This window comes from Streptomyces triticagri (assembly GCF_003429565.1).
Classification (GTDB): Bacteria; Actinomycetota; Actinomycetes; order Streptomycetales; family Streptomycetaceae; genus Streptomyces; species Streptomyces triticagri.
Map to the genome: position 1 here is coordinate 1 of NZ_QUAK01000024.1, position 15,673 is coordinate 15,673.

At 70.6% G+C, this 15,673-nt stretch carries 14 protein-coding genes, 1 pseudogene and 1 riboswitch; of the genes and pseudogenes, 11 read left to right on the top strand and 4 right to left on the bottom strand.

Going from position 1 to position 15,673, the window contains the following annotated elements; translation table 11 throughout:
* The 5 genes from DY218_RS04725 to DY218_RS04745 form a co-directional block, all read left to right on the top strand.
* Positions 1-426: flavodoxin-dependent (E)-4-hydroxy-3-methylbut-2-enyl-diphosphate synthase (locus DY218_RS04725; protein ID WP_158573976.1), on the top strand; the 426-nt coding region annotated here is incomplete at its 5' end.
* 27 nt (positions 427-453) lie between these two features.
* Complete coding sequence (gene dxs, locus DY218_RS04730; protein ID WP_128554637.1) at positions 454-2,367, top strand: 1-deoxy-D-xylulose-5-phosphate synthase; 1,914 nt, start codon at positions 454-456, stop codon at positions 2,365-2,367.
* Positions 2,364-3,806, top strand: coding sequence for an aspartate aminotransferase family protein (locus DY218_RS04735; protein WP_128554638.1), 1,443 nt, complete (start codon positions 2,364-2,366; stop codon positions 3,804-3,806). The genes dxs and DY218_RS04735 overlap by 4 nt, the downstream gene beginning before the upstream one ends.
* 98 nt (positions 3,807-3,904) lie before the next feature.
* Positions 3,905-4,573: a helix-turn-helix domain-containing protein gene (locus DY218_RS04740; protein ID WP_128554639.1), complete on the top strand. Its 669-nt coding sequence runs from the start codon at positions 3,905-3,907 to the stop codon at positions 4,571-4,573.
* Positions 4,570-4,767: a DUF6126 family protein gene (locus tag DY218_RS04745; RefSeq protein WP_233521363.1), complete on the top strand. Its 198-nt coding sequence runs from the start codon at positions 4,570-4,572 to the stop codon at positions 4,765-4,767. The genes DY218_RS04740 and DY218_RS04745 overlap by 4 nt, the downstream gene beginning before the upstream one ends.
* 48 nt (positions 4,768-4,815) lie before the next feature.
* On the opposite strand, the gene DY218_RS04750 is transcribed toward DY218_RS04745, so the two are convergent.
* Positions 4,816-5,613 (bottom strand): tyrosine-protein phosphatase, encoded by a 798-nt coding sequence (locus DY218_RS04750; RefSeq protein ID WP_128554640.1) that lies wholly within the window; start codon positions 5,611-5,613, stop codon positions 4,816-4,818.
* Positions 5,614-6,112: 499 nt separating this feature from the next.
* Positions 6,113-6,237: riboswitch (cyclic di-AMP (ydaO/yuaA leader) on the top strand.
* Positions 6,238-6,239: 2 nt separating this feature from the next.
* Between DY218_RS04750 and DY218_RS04755 the strand changes: the two genes are divergently transcribed.
* Positions 6,240-7,163: a M23 family metallopeptidase gene (locus DY218_RS04755; RefSeq protein ID WP_128554641.1), complete on the top strand. Its 924-nt coding sequence runs from the start codon at positions 6,240-6,242 to the stop codon at positions 7,161-7,163.
* A gap of 190 nt (positions 7,164-7,353) precedes the next feature.
* Entirely contained in the window at positions 7,354-8,175 is an 822-nt protein-coding gene (locus DY218_RS04760; RefSeq protein ID WP_233521364.1) for an SGNH/GDSL hydrolase family protein, read from the top strand.
* A gap of 12 nt (positions 8,176-8,187) precedes the next feature.
* Here DY218_RS04760 and DY218_RS04765 read toward each other — a convergent pair whose 3' ends face one another.
* On the bottom strand, positions 8,188-8,742 hold the full coding sequence (locus tag DY218_RS04765) for a carboxymuconolactone decarboxylase family protein (protein ID WP_128554642.1): 555 nt from the start codon (positions 8,740-8,742) through the stop codon (positions 8,188-8,190).
* Positions 8,743-8,877: 135 nt separating this feature from the next.
* Here DY218_RS04765 and DY218_RS04770 point away from each other — a divergent pair, with 135 nt between their 5' ends.
* Positions 8,878-9,327 (top strand): TIGR03618 family F420-dependent PPOX class oxidoreductase, encoded by a 450-nt coding sequence (locus DY218_RS04770; RefSeq protein WP_128554643.1) that lies wholly within the window; start codon positions 8,878-8,880, stop codon positions 9,325-9,327.
* Positions 9,328-9,471: 144 nt separating this feature from the next.
* Positions 9,472-10,707 (top strand): MBL fold metallo-hydrolase, encoded by a 1,236-nt coding sequence (locus DY218_RS04775; protein WP_128554644.1) that lies wholly within the window; start codon positions 9,472-9,474, stop codon positions 10,705-10,707.
* 75 nt (positions 10,708-10,782) lie between these two features.
* Here DY218_RS04775 and DY218_RS04780 read toward each other — a convergent pair whose 3' ends face one another.
* Together DY218_RS04780 and DY218_RS04785 are read right to left on the bottom strand one after the other, a co-directional pair.
* The gene (locus DY218_RS04780; RefSeq protein ID WP_128554645.1) at positions 10,783-12,075 is read right to left on the bottom strand and encodes a GDSL-type esterase/lipase family protein; all 1,293 of its coding nucleotides are present in this window, start codon (positions 12,073-12,075) and stop codon (positions 10,783-10,785) included.
* A gap of 203 nt (positions 12,076-12,278) precedes the next feature.
* A pseudogene (locus DY218_RS04785) lies at positions 12,279-13,715 on the bottom strand (glycoside hydrolase family 30 protein); the annotation flags it as partial.
* 321 nt (positions 13,716-14,036) lie between these two features.
* Here DY218_RS04785 and DY218_RS04790 point away from each other — a divergent pair.
* Positions 14,037-14,588: a TetR family transcriptional regulator C-terminal domain-containing protein gene (locus DY218_RS04790; protein WP_407703554.1), complete on the top strand. Its 552-nt coding sequence runs from the start codon at positions 14,037-14,039 to the stop codon at positions 14,586-14,588.
* Between the two features lie 28 nt (positions 14,589-14,616).
* Positions 14,617-15,573, top strand: coding sequence for a GlxA family transcriptional regulator (locus DY218_RS04795; protein WP_128554647.1), 957 nt, complete (start codon positions 14,617-14,619; stop codon positions 15,571-15,573).
* The last annotated feature ends 100 nt before the right edge of the window (positions 15,574-15,673 follow it).

The following is a 15,673-nucleotide window of genomic DNA, read 5'->3' on the forward strand; positions in this document are numbered from 1 at the left end:
GCGCCGCCGGTCGAGGAGATCAAGGTCGGCAATCAGATCCTGGAGTCGCTGAATCTGAAGCCGCGGCGTCTGGAGATCGTCTCCTGTCCGTCCTGTGGTCGCGCCCAGGTGGACGTGTACAAGCTCGCGGAAGAGGTCACCGCGGGGCTGGACGGTATGGAGGTGCCGCTCCGGGTCGCGGTGATGGGCTGTGTGGTGAACGGTCCGGGGGAGGCGCGGGAGGCCGATCTCGGGGTGGCTTCCGGTAATGGCAAGGGGCAGATCTTCGTGAAGGGTGAGGTCATCAAGACCGTGCCGGAGTCGAAGATCGTGGAGACGCTGATCGACGAGGCCATGAAGATCGCCGAGCAGATGGAAAAGGACGGCATCACCTCCGGCACCCCGGTCGTCAGCGCCGCCGGCGCGGGCGTACCGGCCGGGGCGTGACGGCACACGATCGAAGGGGGCCGAAGCATGACTCTGCTGGAGAGCATCAAAGGACCGCGCGACCTGAAGGCGCTGCGGGACGACGATCTCACCGAACTGGCCGCGGACATCCGTGAGTTCCTCATCCGGGCCGTCGCACGGACCGGCGGCCACCTCGGACCCAACCTCGGCGTGGTGGAGCTGTCGATCGCCCTGCACCGGGTCTTCGAGTCGCCGGTCGACCGCATCGTATGGGACACCGGCCACCAGTCCTACGTACACAAACTGCTCACCGGACGGCAGGACTTCTCCAAGCTGCGGGGCAAGGGCGGCCTCTCCGGCTACCCGTCCCGCGAGGAGTCCGAGCACGACATCGTGGAGAACAGCCATGCCTCCACCGCGCTCGGCTGGGCCGACGGTCTCGCCAAGGCCCGCGAGGTGCGCGGCGATCCCGGCCACGACATCGCCGTCATCGGCGACGGCGCCCTGACCGGCGGCATGGCCTGGGAGGCGCTCAACAACATCGCGGCCGCCAAGGACCGGCCGCTCATCATCGTCGTCAACGACAACGAGCGTTCGTACGCCCCCACCATCGGCGGACTCGCCAACCACCTCGCCACCCTGCGCACCACCGACGGCTACGAGAAGGTCCTGGCCTGGGGCAAGGAGGTGCTGCAGCAGACCCCGGTGGTCGGGCGGCCGCTCTACGAGTCGCTGCACGGCGCCAAGAAGGGCTTCAAGGACGCCTTCGCCCCGCAGGGCATGTTCGAGGACCTCGGCCTGAAGTACGTCGGGCCCATCGACGGCCATGACATCGGCGCGGTCGAATCGGCGCTGCGCCGTGCCCGACGCTTCCACGGTCCCGTACTCGTGCACTGCCTCACCGAGAAGGGCCGCGGATACGAGCCCGCGCTCGCCCACGAGGCGGACCGCTTCCACACCATCGGCGCCATCGACCCGCTCACCTGCGAACCGCTCGCACCCTCCGCCGGCCGCTCCTGGACCTCCGTCTTCGGCGAGGAGATGGTCAAGGTCGGCGAGGAGCGGCCGGACGTGGTGGCGATCACCGCGGCGATGCTGCAGCCGGTCGGGCTCGGCCCGTTCGCCCAGCGGTTCCCCGAGCGGGTGTGGGACGTGGGGATCGCCGAGCAGCACGCCACCGTGTCCGCCGCCGGGCTCGCCACCGGGGGCCTGCACCCCGTCGTCGCCGTGTACGCCACCTTCCTCAACCGGGCCTTCGACCAGCTCCTGATGGACGTGGCCCTGCACAGGTGCGGCGTCACCTTCGTCCTGGACCGGGCGGGCGTCACCGGAGCCGACGGCGCCTCGCACAACGGCATGTGGGACATGTCCGTACTGCAGGTGGTGCCCGGACTGCGGATCGCCGCGCCCCGCGACGCCGATCAACTGCGGGCGCAGCTCAGGGAGTCGGTCGAGGTGAGCGACGCGCCCACGCTGCTCCGCTTCCCGAAGGAGTCGGTGGGGCCCGCGGTGCCGGCCGTCGACCGGGTCGGCGGCATGGACGTACTGCACCGGGCCGAGGACCCACGGGTGCTGCTCGTGGCCGTCGGAGTGATGGCCCCGGTCTGTCTGCAGGCCGCCGAGCTCCTCGAAGCGCGCGGGATCGGCTGCACCGTGGTCGATCCGCGCTGGGTCAAGCCCGTCGACGAGGCGCTGCCGCCGCTCGCCGAGCGGCACGAGCTGATCGCCGTCGTGGAGGACAACAGCCGTTCCGCGGGCGTCGGTTCGGCCGTCGGGCAGGCGCTGCGGGACGCCGAGGTGGACCAGCCGCTGCGGACCTTCGGGATCCCCGAGCAGTTCCTGGAGCACGGCAAACGCGGTGAGCTGCTCGCCGACATCGGGCTCACCCCGGTGGAGGTCGCGGGGCGGATCGGCGCGACCCTCACGGCCAAGGACGCGCGACGGCAGGCCGGGCGCCCGGCCGGGGAGGAGCAGGGATGACCACCCCCGAACAGGCCACCGAGGACGCCGGAGGCGCGGGGCAGGACACCGGCCCGGGTGCCGTCTTCGACCTCGGGCGGCTCCTCGCGGACCGCTCCGGCGAGCGCTACGAGCTGCACGCCCGCCACCTCAACCACCAACTGCCGCGCATGCTGCACACCATCGGCTTCGACAAGGTCTACGACCGGGCCGAGGGCGCGTACTTCTGGGACACCGAGGGCAACGACTACCTGGACATGCTGGCCGGCTTCGGCGTGATGGGCGTCGGCCGGCACCACCCCGTCGTACGCAAGGCCCTGCACGACGTACTGGACGCCTCGCTCGCCGATCTGACCCGCTTCGACTGCCAGCCGCTGCCGGGTCTGCTCGCCGAGCGGCTGCTCGAGCACAGCCCCCACCTGGACCGGGTCTTCTTCGGCAACAGCGGGGCGGAGGCGGTCGAGACGGCCCTCAAGTTCGCCCGGTACGCCACCGGCAGGCCCAGGATCCTGTACTGCTCGCACGCCTTCCACGGACTGACCACGGGCGCCCTGTCGGTCAACGGCGAGGGCGGCTTCCGCGACGGCTTCGCGCCGCTGCTGCCCGACACCGCGGTGCAGCTCGGCGATCTCGACGCCCTGGAACGGGAGTTGAAGCGCGGCGATGTGGCGGCCCTGGTCGTCGAGCCCATCCAGGGCAAGGGTGTGCACGAGTCGCCGCCCGGCTATCTGAAGGCGGCGCAGGAGCTGCTGCACCGCCACAAGGCACTTCTGATCGCCGACGAGGTGCAGACCGGACTCGGCAGGACCGGGGACTTCTACGCCTACCAGTACGAGGAGGGCGTCGAGCCGGACCTGGTGTGTGTGGCCAAGGCACTCTCCGGCGGCTATGTGCCGGTGGGTGCGACGCTCGGCAAGGACTGGATCTTCAAGAAGGTCTACTCCTCGATGGACCGCGTCCTGGTGCACTCGGCGAGCTTCGGCTCCAATGCCCAGGCGATGGCCGCGGGTCTCGCCGTACTGGCCGTGCTCGCCGACGAGCAGCTGGTGGCCAATGCGCGCGCCACCGGCGATCTGCTGCGGAGCAGGCTGGCCGCGCTGACCGACCGGTACGAGCTGCTGCACGAGGTGCGCGGCCGGGGCCTCATGATCGGTATCGAGTTCGGCCGTCCGAAGTCCCTGAAGCTGCGCAGCCGCTGGACCGTGCTGCAGGCCGCCCGCAAGGGGCTCTTCGCTCAGATGGTCGTCGTACCGTTGCTGCAGAAGCACCGCATCCTGACCCAGGTCTCCGGTGATCATCTCGAAGTGATCAAATTGATTCCGCCGCTGACCATCGGTGAGCGCGAGGTGGACCGTTTCGTGGCCGCCTTCACCGCGGTGATGGACGACGCACACAGCGGCGGGGGACTGATGTGGGACTTCGGCCGGACGCTGATGAAGCAGGCGGTCGCGACGCGCTGACGTCCGGCCGGGCTCCAGCGGCAGGCCGAATTCCGCGATCCTTTGCCTCAGGGGCAAGAAAGTTGCCCCTGAGGCACAGCTCTGGCTGAATCGTTCGTATGAGCCCATCCGGTGCCGGACTGCCGGCCGACGCGACCGCCGACGACGCCTCCGGCGCCCCCGTGACCGTGGTCGCCCCGCGCCTGCGCGAACTGCGCGGCCACGCGGGACTGACCCTGGAGGCCGCGGCCCACGCGGCGGGCCTCTCGCCCGCGCACCTCTCGCGCCTCGAGACCGGCCGGCGTCAGCCGTCCCTGCCGATGCTGCTCGCGCTCGCCCGGACGTACGGCACAACCGTCTCCGAACTGCTCGGCGAGACACCGCCGGACCGCGACGCGGTGATCCGGGCGGCCGACGCGGAACGGCGGCGGGCCGGCGGCTGGACCTATCTGCAGGCGGGCGCCGCCGGCCGCGGCATGCAGGCGCTGCGCCTGGACATCCCGCACGGATCGCAGGGCGACGTGGTGCGGGTGCACCCCGGAGAGGAGTGGCTCTACGTCCTCAGGGGCCGGCTCTGGCTCAGGCTCGGTGACGCCGAACACGTCCTGCGGCCGGGCGACAGCGCGCACTTCGATTCGCTGACCCCGCACCGGCTCGACGCCCCCGACCCGGACGGGGCCGAGGCTCTCTTCGTACACACCCTGCTGCAGAGCCCGACCGCGGCGCTGTGCATCGGGGACGGCGCCCGCGGTGCGGAGCGTGGCCACGGCAGGGGAGGCAGGGCATGAGCGAGTACGAGGGCGGGGCGGCGGAGGACACGGCCGGGGAGGTCCCCGTCGAGCCGGGCAGGGTGTCGCCGCGGAAGCGGGTCGAGGAGACCATCCCGCGGGGACTGTGGATCCGGCTCTTCGTGTACTTCGTGGCCGGGCATCTCTTCGCCGCGTTCATCTATCTGCTGTTCACGCTCGGCGGCGGGCAGTGAGCGTGCCGCCGGGCCCGGCGAGCGTGCCGCCGGGCCCGAAGTGCCCGTTCAGTCCAGGAAGTTGTGACGCAGGCGGGCGCGCAGGGCGTCGTCCAGGCCGAGGCCCTCGGTGAGGTAGCGCTCGGTGGTGCCCCAGGTCTCGTCGATCGAGTCGAAGGCGGCGGCCAGGTACTCGGCACGTGCGTCGAAGAGCGGGCTGAGGAGTTCGAGCACCTCGGGGGACATGGCCTCCGGTGCGGTGCTGCTGCGCTGCACCTTGTAGCGCCGGTGCGCGGCGTTGGACTCCAGGTAGTCGGCCTCGACGGCCTCCCGGTCCGCGCCGAGCGCGAGCAGGGTGACCGCGATGGACAGGCCCGCCCGGTCCTTGCCCGCCGCGCAGTGCATCAGGACCGGCACGCTGTCGTCGGCCAGGGCCCGCAGGATGCGGCCGTGCTCGGCCGTACGGTTCTTGATCATCGCGCGGTACGAGGCGGTCATCCGGTCGACGCCCTTGCCGTCGGACAGGATCGCGCGCAGGTCCGCGATGTCGCCGTCCCGGACCATCCGCCAGAACTCGGCGCCGTCGGCCGGGTCGCTCAGCGGGATGTTGACATTGCGGACCCCCGCGAGCTCGATGTCCAGGCCGTCCAGCTTCCGGTCGGCGGAATTGCGGAAGTCGAAGATCGTGTGCAGGCCGAGCTCGGTCAGATAGCGCGCGTCCTCGTCCGTCGCATGCGCGAGATGGCCGCTGCGGAAAAGCTGGCCGGCGCGCACCCGGTGCCCGTCGGCGGTCGGCAGACCGCCCAGATCGCGGAAGTTGCGTACTCCGGCGAGTGCGGGCTCGGTCGAGGGGACCTGCTGCGTCACGGGGGCTCCTCCCATTGGGGTCACCGGCGCTTCTCGCCGTGGTGCGCACCGATTCGACGATACGACACGCCTGGTCGGGGCGATCATGCGCGGGAGGCAGCGGCCCGTACGGCGACACATTGAGCACCGAATGACCGATTCGGCAGCATTTATCAGCTAAAGGAAAAAGAGTCCCTTGAGGGTGTTAGGGGAATTAAGAGCAACTGGCCCCGGATTGCAGTCGGACGGCTGTCAATGCGTGAGCGGGATCATAGTCGTGACGGTGTGTGGCGATCTTGCCGAGGCGTTTCCGGAGGCCGTCGGAGGCCGGAAGATCATTGATCCACGGAGTGTGACGGAATATCCGGAAAAGGATCAGCGGTGCGGAATGGCAAAAAAGTTGATTCCTTGTTTCCGAGTTCCGCACTCGCTTAACGTCACGGACGTCCGGGTGGACGCCCAATCCTGCCGCCTCCCGGATCTCAGCGCATCTACCCGTGCACGGCAGGAGCGGGGGACCCACGGTAAGTCGCCGCATCGGTCCACCGACCGGGACGGCTAGGGGTGAAGTCGCGCCGAGCGCGCGGCCGGGCAGCTCCAGCCCGAACCCGACAGCTCACCTCGCAGGCGCCGGAGAGGAAAACGCCATGCCCGCGAAGGGTAAGCACCGCCGTCCCAAGTCCCAGCGGATCACCCGTACGTTCGCCGTCGCCGGTACCGGTGGCGCCGCGCTCGCGCTTCCGCTTCTCGGCGCCACGGGGGCCAACGCCGCCCCGGCCGCCGCCGCGAAGACCGTCCCCGCGCAGAGCCCGCAGTCCGCTCCGGCGGGAGCCAAGCAGTCCGCGCCGGCCGCCGCCCCGGCCACCTCGGCCGCCACCTACGCCGTGAAGTCGGGCGACTGCCTGTCCGCGATCGCCGACCGACAGGACGTCGACGGCGGCTGGGAGCGGCTCTACGAGGACAACCGCTCCGTCGTCGGCGACAACCCGAACCGGATCCTGCCCGGTATGCAGCTGAAGCTCGACGGCAAGGCCAAGGCCTCCACCGCCGAGTCGGCCCCGAAGGCCGAGTCGAAGCCGGAGCCGAAGCCCGAGTCCGAGCCGGCGCAGCAGTCCGCCGACTCCGCCCCGAGCGCGCAGGGCAACAGCTCCGAAGGCACCTCCGCGGGCGGCTTCACCGCGCCGGTCGACGCCTCCATCTCCACCAACTACCGCACCCCGGGCGGCATGTGGTCCAGTGGCTACCACACCGGGACCGACTTCGTGGTCTCCTCCGGCACCCCGATCAAGGCCATCGGTGCGGGTACGGTCGTCTCCGCCGGCTGGAGCGGCTCGTACGGCAACGAGGTCGTCATCCAGCACGAGGACGGTCACTACTCGCAGTACGCCCACATGACCTCGGTCGGTGTCTCGGCCGGGCAGTCCGTGTCGGGCGGCGACCAGATCGGGCTCTCCGGCTCGACGGGCAACTCCACGGGGCCGCATCTGCACTTCGAGGTGCGCACGGGGCCGAGCTACGGCTCGGACGTCGATCCGCTGGCGTACCTCCGCTCGCACGGCGTGACCGTCTGAGGGACGTTCCCCAGCCCGCCCCTTCCCGAGAGCCCTGCCGGGCGGGCCTCCTCAAGCGCCGGAGGGGCTGATTCAGCCCCTCCGGCGCTATTCCCGTATTGGGGCGATCTTTACCGGTGGCCCTTATCACCGATGTGAAGTGCACCCTACGGTCGCGTAGGTGACGTGCAGAGGTGCAGCATGTCCCGACGTGGCAGACGAATCGACACCCCTCATCCCCAGTGACGCATACGGGTCGTACGTGGCCGTCGGCGACAGTTTCAGCGAAGGTGTCGGCGATCCCGGCCCGGACGGCACGTTCGTCGGCTGGGCCGACCGGCTCGCCGTCCTGCTCGCCGACCGGCACCCGGAGCACTCCTTCCGCTACGCCAACCTCGCGGTGCGCGGGAAGCTCCTCGACCAGATCGTCGCCGACCAGGTGCCGCGGGCCCGGGAGCTCGCGCCCGACCTCATCAGCTTCTGCGCCGGCGGCAACGACATCATCCGCCCCGGCACCGACCCCGACGACGTCGCGGAGCGCTTCGAGCGCGCGGTGGCCGAGCTGACCGGAGCCGTCGGCACGGTCATGGTGACCACCGGCTTCGACACCCGCGACGTCCCCGTACTGCGTCACCTGCGGGGCAAGATCGCCACCTACACCGCCCATGTCAGGGCCATCGCCGACCGCTACGGCTGCCCGGTGCTCGACCTGTGGTCCCTGAAGTCCGTGCAGGACCGCCGTGCCTGGGACGGCGACCGTCTCCACCTGTCGCCGGAGGGCCACACCCGGGTCGCGCTGCGGGCCGGGCAGGTGCTCGGGATTCCGGTGCCGGCCGACCCGGACCAGGCCTGGCCGCCGCTGCCGCCGCGCGGCACCCTCGAGGTGCGGCGCGACGACATCCAGTGGGCCCGTGAGTACCTGGTGCCGTGGATCGGCCGCCGGCTGCGCGGCGAGTCATCGGGCGACCACGTCTCGGCCAAGGGCTCCCTCGACCCGTACGCCATCAAGCAGCAGATCACGCCGACCGCCTGAGGGAAGACCCCGCTAGCGATCGGTGGTCAGGTCGCAGGAGTCCTTGAAGCCCTGGCTGGTCAGGCCCATCGCCGCATTGAAGCGCGAGCGGAGGTTCTCCACGGCGACCATCGCCGTCAGCTCGACGAACGCCGGCTCGCCGAGGCGGGCGAGGAGCCGGGCGGCCAGTTCGTCCGTCACGTCGGGCGGGTTCGCCGTGACGGCCTCCGCGTACTCCATGACGTCCCGCTCCAGGTCCGAGTACACCTCGCTCTCCCGCCACCGCGGCAGCTCGCGCAGCTTGCGCGGATCCATGCCGCGCTGGGTGTTCTCCCAGTGGCCGAAATCCATGCACCAGGAGCAGCCGATCGAGGCCGCGGAGGCCATCACGGCCAGCGCCTTCAAGTCGGCGTCCAGCTTGTTCCAGCGGAGTACGGACATCTCCAGGCGGGCCTGGCCCCACAGCACGCGCGGGTGGTGGCCCGCCGCCTTCAGCGGATCCATCGCCTTGCCGTAGCTGCGCTTCGCGTACCACTCGAGCAGTCGGTAGCGCAGCGTCCTGGGAGGGGTGAGGGAGATGCGAGCCATGGCGGATGCCTTCCGTCGTGCAGTCGGGCAGTACACCACTGCGACGGACGGGGGCGCTCCGTACGTGACATCCGGCCGTACGCGAAGGGGCCGCCGAGGCCGGAATCCCGGGCGCCGTTCGCACGTTGAGGGAGCATGACGTCATCCGACGCGCGGCAGGACGCGCTCCTGAAACTGGTCTCGGAGTACGACGGCGGGGTCCTGGTCACCCTCGGCCGGGAGGGCCGGCCCCAGCTGTCCAATGTGAACCACCACTTCTACCCCGACGAGGGCGACAGGGGCGTGATCCGGGTGTCCATCACGGACGACCGGGCCAAGACCCGCAATCTGCGCCGCGACCCCCGCGCCACGTACCACGTGACCAGCGACGACCGCTGGGCCTGGACCGCCGTCGACGCCACCGCGGAACTGTCCGAGGTCGCCGCGGACCCGCACGACGCGGCCGTCGAGGAGCTGATCACCCTGTTCCGGGACGTCAAGGGCGAGCACCCGGACTGGGACGAGTACCGCGCGGCGATGGTCCGCGACCGGCGTGTGGTGCTGCGCCTGCGGGTGGAGCGGGCATACGGACAGCCGCATGCCTGAGGTGAGCGGCCCCTGGGCGGCCGGCGGCGGTGCGCTCCGGGCGCGGGCGCGGCGTCGCGGCGGCCGCGTCGCCGCCCATGGTGTCGCCGACCATAATGGAGAGTCTTTGCGTTCCTTGCTTTGTCCACGACCCCAGGAGGTGCCGTGACCGGCTTGCGTTCTCTGCGCTCCGGACTCCGTTCGCGCAGGCCCGAGGCCTTCGGAGCCGATTCGTCCGGAGAGCGGCTCGCGCGGATCCACAGCTCGCCGAACTTCTCGGACGGACGCTTCCGGAATCCGCCGGGCACGGAGCGGCCCGAGGGCGGCTTCGGCCTGGAGTTCTTCCGGAACTACTTCCGCAAGGAGGCGCGGGTCCGCAGGGCGCCCGCGGCGGACGTGCCGATGTACGCGACCACCCTCGCCGAGCTCGCGGCCGTGCCGGCGAGCGGACTGCGGCTCACATGGATGGGGCACTCCAGCGTCCTCGCGGAGATCGACGGCCGGCGTGTCCTCTTCGACCCGGTGTGGGGCGAGCGCTGTTCGCCGTTCGACTTCGTCGGGCCGAAGCGGCTGCACCCGGTGCCGGTCGGGCTCGCCGCGCTCGGCCCGGTGGACGTGGTGGTGATCTCGCACGACCACTACGACCACCTGGACCTGCCCACCATCAAGGCCCTCGCCGGCACCCACACGGTCTTCGCGGTCCCGCTGGGCGTGGGCGCCCACCTGGAGCACTGGGGCGTACCGCCGGCCCGGATCCGGGAGCTCGACTGGCACGAGAGCACCGAGGTCGGCGGCGTCTCGCTGACGGCGACCCCCGCGCGCCACTTCTGCGGGCGAGGACTGCGCAATCAGCAGCACACCCTGTGGGCCTCCTGGGTGGTCGCCGGCGAGCAGCACCGGATCTACCACAGCGGGGACACCGGGTACTTCGCCGGATTCAGTGAAATCGGCGCCCAATACGGCCCGTTCGACGCCACGATGATCCAGATCGGCGCCTACAGCGACCACTGGCCCGAGGGCCACACGGACCGTACGCCGGTGCCCGGGGCGTGGCCCGACATCCACATGTCGCCCGCTCAGGGTCTGCAGGCGCACCTCGATCTGCAGGGCGGCGAGCCGCACGGAGCGCTGCTGCCCATCCACTGGGGCACGTTCAACCTCGCCACGCACGCCTGGGCGGAGCCCGCCGAGTGGAGCAAGGACGTCGCCGAGGAGGCCGGGCAGCCCGCCGCCTTCCCGCGTCCGGGCGAGCCGTTCGAGCCGGCGGGGACGCTTCCCGTGGACCCGTGGTGGCGCCCGGTCTCGCATCCGCTCCAGCATCCCTGGCGGCCCCGGACGGCGGAGCCGGTGAGCACCGCCGATCCGGAGGGCCGGGACCTCGATCTGGCCGGGGACCGGTGACGCGAGCCGCGGTACGGAGGTCCGTGCGGGACTGACTGCGCCGACCTCCGTACCGCGGCTTCTTGCGGCAGCGCCCTACGACGCCGAACTCGCCACCATCGGCAGGGAGATGAAGTCCGCGAGCGCCTGCTGGCCGGCGATGTTCACATGGATTCCGTCGCCGGTGTCGTAGGCGGGATTGATGCTGTTGGGCTTCACCGGGTCCTTCAGGACCTGGTCGAAGTCGAGGACGCCGTCGCAGGTGTCCGAGCAATTGGTCCACTTCTTCACGAAGTCGGCGACCGCGTGCCGTTCGCGGTTCTCGTCGTCGCTGTAGCCGGGGCGCGGTGTCACCGGGGTGACGTACACCTTGATCCCCGCGTCGTGCAGCCGCTGGAAGGTCTCCCGGTAGCTCTCGATGATCCGGCCGGCGTCGCATCCCACCGCCAGGTCGTTCGTCCCGTAGTAGAAGAGCACGCCGGTCACCCCGCTCAGGGACAGCACATCGCGCTCCAGCCGGGCGAGTGAGTCGAGCCCGCGGATGTCGTCGGAGGCGCCGGGGCAGTCGGCGGCGCTCGTGGTGCCGCTGACGCCCGCATTGGCGACGGCGAACTGCCTGTCATCGGGCAGCTCTTCGCCGATCCTCCGGGCCAGGTCGTCGCTCCAACGCCGGTTGTTGCCGAGCTCCGTGCAGTCCGGCCCGCAGTTCGTACTGCCCGTGCCGTCCACGACGGAGCTGCCGTACGCGACGAGCGTGCCCTCGAGGCCCTCGTTGCGTACATCCACGGCGCTCACCAGATAGGTCGACTCGACCGTCTCCGTGTACGCCTCCGCGCCCATGTCCGCCGTACGGTCGCCGGAGCCGGGCGGCGAGAGGTAGTTGGTGCGGAAGGCGTCCGTGTGACGCCCCGCGGTCGCCTCGCCCTGCACCGAAAGGGACACCGCGACGTCGCCCTGCGCCCGGGTCGTCAGCGCGACCTCGTCGCTCCAGACCTCACCGCCCGCCGGCACCACGACCTTTCCCTGCCCCTCGAAGGTGACCTGCGCCGGCTCGCCCGCCAACTCCGCGCTCCTGCCGCTGCTCGGCGCGACGGTCGCCGCGTCCACGGTCAACGGGCTCTCGCCGAAGGTGTTCTGCACCCGGACCCGCAGCGCGCTGCCGCCCTGGCTGAGATGGCTGATCATGCGCACCGACTGATCGCGCAGCCCAGTGGCTGCCTGGCCGTGCTGTGAACTGGCCCAGGCCGTGTGCCAGGAGGCCTCGGCGGAGGGCCCGGAGTCGCCGGACGAAGCGGAATGACGGGACAACGTTGTCCCCGCGCCCGCGGGCGCGGCCGCCGAACAGGTCAGTGCGGCGGCGAGAATCAGAGCCGACGTAGCTCGGAACATGAGCGCTCCTTCGAAGGACGATACGAAGCGTTGCGTGGCGTTGCGCTGCCGGAGATGGGTACGGAACCCGCCCGTCCGCCGGGACGGTGCGCGGCCAGATTCGCATGCACCGGTTGCGGACGGGCGGATTCCGTCGGAGTCGGGCAGGTCCGTCGACGAGACTCTCGGTCGTCCCAGGAGCCGCCGTCAGGGGATCAGGGCTGCCAGGTGAACGTCGCGACCGCACCCGCAGGCAGCGAGTACGTCAGCGAGCGGCCGTCGTCCGTGACGGAGAACTCCTGCTCGGCCGTACCCGAGTTCACCGCGTACAGGACGCGTTCGCCGTCCGGGTTCTGGAAGGCGACGTTCTGGATGGTGCCGTCCGCCGATGAGCCGATACGCGTCGCGCCCACGTCGACGAACTTCGACAGATGGCCGAGCGTGTAGAACTCGGCGTTGCGCGTGACGCTGTCACCGGCGATCTCCACCACGCCGTTGCAGCTGGTGCCGCAATTGCCCTGGTGCGGGCCGCCGTTCTGGTCGAGCGCGAGATTCCAGTCGACGACCGTCTCGCCCCCGGCCCGGATGTTCCGTACGACCAGGTTCTCCGCGTGCCACTTCAGGGTGTCCTTGAAGGTGTCGGCGCCGTTCTCGGAGTCCGTGCCCGAGCACTCCGTGAAGAACACGCGCTTGCCCGTGTCGCGGACCTGTTGCTGCGCCTCCGGGGTGCCCGCGTAGCAGTGGAAGGCCGCGCCGATCAGCCGGGACATGCCGGACGTCTTGTCGAAGACGTCGAGCGGATAGTTCGGGTTGTCCCAATTGTGGTCGAAGGCAAGGAGGTTGGTGTCCAGGCCGCTCGCCGTGAGGGCCTGGTCGAGCACCTTCAGGAAGTCCGCCTGCTCGGACGAGGTCATGCCCATGGAGGGGTAACTCGTCTCCAGCTCCGGCTCGTTCTGGACGCTGAGGTCGGTGAGGTCGATCCCCTCCGCGCCGTACGCCTCGATGGCCTTGACCAGGTAGTCGGCGTAGTCCTGGTAGTGGGCGGGGTCGAGCTTGCCGCCGCTGAGGTCGTTGCTCGTCTTCATCCAGGCCGGCGCGGACCAAGGGGTGCCCATGAAGCGGATCGAGGAATTGACGGCCTGGGCCTGCTTGATGACGGGGATGGTCTCCTGCTTGTCGCGGTCGATCGAGAACGAACCCTGGGTGTCCTCGTACGAGGTGAAGTTCCCATCGGCGTTGAAGTCGCTGCTGCCGAGCGGCTGGCGCAGATAGTTCAGGCCGATGCCGTCACCGTCCCGGGAGAACAGCCCCTGGAGAAGGGAGTCCCGCGTACCGTCGGGGAGTTGCTCGATCAGATGGGCCGAGGCCTCCGTCACGGAGGCGCCCGCGCCGGTGAACTGCTGCCCGGTGTCGGACGGATCGACGGCGATGTCGGTCGGCTGCGGGCTGCCCGTGAAGGGGACGGCGCCGGCGTCGCTCAGCTTGCTGCTGCCGTCCGCCGTGGTGATCCACACCTGGGCCTGCTCGGCGGCCGCCGGGCTCGGGGCCTCGTCCTGGACGCCGTAGGCGATGCCCGTGCCGGTGAGGGTCAGTGCTGCGGCGAGGACGGTGGCCTTGGTGCCTCGGGTGCGTGGTCTCCTGCGTGGTGCGTGTGTGCTCATTTCTGCGGCTCCTTCGATTGCGGTGGGGCGCGTACGGATGTGCCGCGAACTCCCTTCTCTCGGGGGCTGCTCGAGTCCGGTGGTCGCGATGCCTGCGAGCCGCGCGGGGTCCTGTGCGCGCAGTGCGCGGAAAGGCATGGCGGCATGGAAGCACGCTTACTGAGTGGTTAGTAAGTAGTCGGGTCGGACTTCTTTCGCGGTGATCAGGCCCGGCCTAGACTCCGGCAGGTGAGCAAGGACAAGGCGGCGACGACCGCACCCCGAACCGGTGGGCGCAGCCGCCGCGGACGCAGTTCCGCCGCCCAGGAGCGCCATGACGACATACTCCGGATCGCCATGGAGACCTTCGCGGCCCGCGGCTACGGCAAGGCGTCCCTGGCCGAGATAGCCGACCGTGCGGGCCTGACCCAGGCGGGAGTTCTGCACTATTTCCGCTCCAAGGCGAATCTGCTGACCGAGGTCCTCGACCTGCGGGACACCACCGACATCGCCGGCCTCGGCCCCGAGCGGCCGCGCGGTCTGACCTTCCTGCAGCACCTGGTCGACACGGCCCGCCACAACGCCGAACGCGAGGGGATCGTCCGCCTCTACGCGGTGCTGTCCGCCGAGAGCGTCACCGACGACCACCCCGCCCAGGACTACTTCCGCAACCGGTACGCCGGCCTGCGCGGCTTCGTGACCGAGGCCCTGACCGAGGCCTGCGACCTGGGCGAGGTGCACGAGGACGTGGATGTCGAGAGCGCCGCGAACGCGATCGTGGCCGTGATGGACGGTCTGCAGGTGCAGTGGCTCCTCGACCCGGAGGCGGTGGACATGGCGGCCTCCACGGAGAGCGTGATCAAAGCGCTCGTGGCGAGTCTCGAGGCCGGCTGACACCCGACCGGGACGTACCCTCGGGCGCGTGTCCACGTCTCGTCTGCGCCGAGTCGCCGTGCTGGTGCTCGAAGGCGCCAAGCCGCTCGATGTCGGCATCCCCGCCCAGGTGTTCACCACCCGCGCGAGCATGCCGTACGAGGTACGGGTCTGCGGCGCCGAGCCGGGCACGGTGACCGGCGGTGACGGACTCTCGTACGCCGTGGCGCACGGCCTCGAGGCGCTGGCCTGGGCCGACATCGTCTTCGTGCCGGGCTACCGCTTCCCCGACCGGGACGATCCGCCGCCGAGCGTCGTCGACGCCCTGGTGGCCGCGCACGACCGTGGCGCCCGCCTCGCCGCCATCTCGACCGGAGCCTTCGCCCTCGCCGCGACCGGACTGCTCGACGGCCGGCGGGCCACCACCCACTGGCACTACACCCGCCGCCTCGCGGCGAAGTACCCGCAGATCCAGGTCGACGAGAACGTCCTCTTCGTCGACGAGGGCAAGGTGCTCACCTCGGCGGGTGCCGCCTCCGGCATCGATCTCTGTCTGCACCTGCTCCGCCGCGATCTGGGCGTGGCCGCGTCGAACCATGCGGCCCGCCGCCTGGTCGCGGCCCCCTACCGCAGCGGCGGCCAGGCCCAGTACGTACCGCGCAGCGTGCCCGAACCGCTCGGTGAACGCTTCGCCGCCACCCGCGAATGGGCGCTGCACCGCCTGGACCGGCCGCTCACCCTGGACGCGCTCGCCGAGCACGCTGCGGTGTCGCCGCGCACCTTCTCCCGGAGGTTCGCCGAGGACACCGGATACACGCCGATGCAGTGGGTGATGCGGGCGCGGATCGACCTGGCGCGCGAACTGCTCGAGCGCTCGGAGCGGAGCGTGGAGCAGATCGCCGCGGACGTCGGCCTCGGCACCGGCTCGAATCTGCGCCTGCACTTCCAGCGCATCCTCGGCACCACACCCATCCAGTACCGGCGCACCTTCGCCCGAGGCGAGTGATCACCGCTGCCGCGCACGCCTGGCGGGATCCTTGCGGACCATGGCTTTCGTGCCGCTGTCCTCCGCCGCCCGAGCGCGCGAGGCTGAGAGCGAAGGAAAC

Coding starts and splice junctions, on each gene's coding strand:
- dxs (WP_128554637.1), top strand. CDS start 454: ATGACTCTGCTGGAGAGCATCAAAGGACCGCGCGACCTGAAGGCGCTG.
- DY218_RS04735 (WP_128554638.1), top strand. CDS start 2,364: ATGACCACCCCCGAACAGGCCACCGAGGACGCCGGAGGCGCGGGGCAG.
- DY218_RS04740 (WP_128554639.1), top strand. CDS start 3,905: ATGAGCCCATCCGGTGCCGGACTGCCGGCCGACGCGACCGCCGACGAC.
- DY218_RS04745 (WP_233521363.1), top strand. CDS start 4,570: ATGAGCGAGTACGAGGGCGGGGCGGCGGAGGACACGGCCGGGGAGGTC.
- DY218_RS04755 (WP_128554641.1), top strand. CDS start 6,240: ATGCCCGCGAAGGGTAAGCACCGCCGTCCCAAGTCCCAGCGGATCACC.
- DY218_RS04765 (WP_128554642.1), bottom strand. CDS start 8,742: ATGGCTCGCATCTCCCTCACCCCTCCCAGGACGCTGCGCTACCGACTG.
- DY218_RS04770 (WP_128554643.1), top strand. CDS start 8,878: ATGACGTCATCCGACGCGCGGCAGGACGCGCTCCTGAAACTGGTCTCG.
- DY218_RS04780 (WP_128554645.1), bottom strand. CDS start 12,075: ATGTTCCGAGCTACGTCGGCTCTGATTCTCGCCGCCGCACTGACCTGT.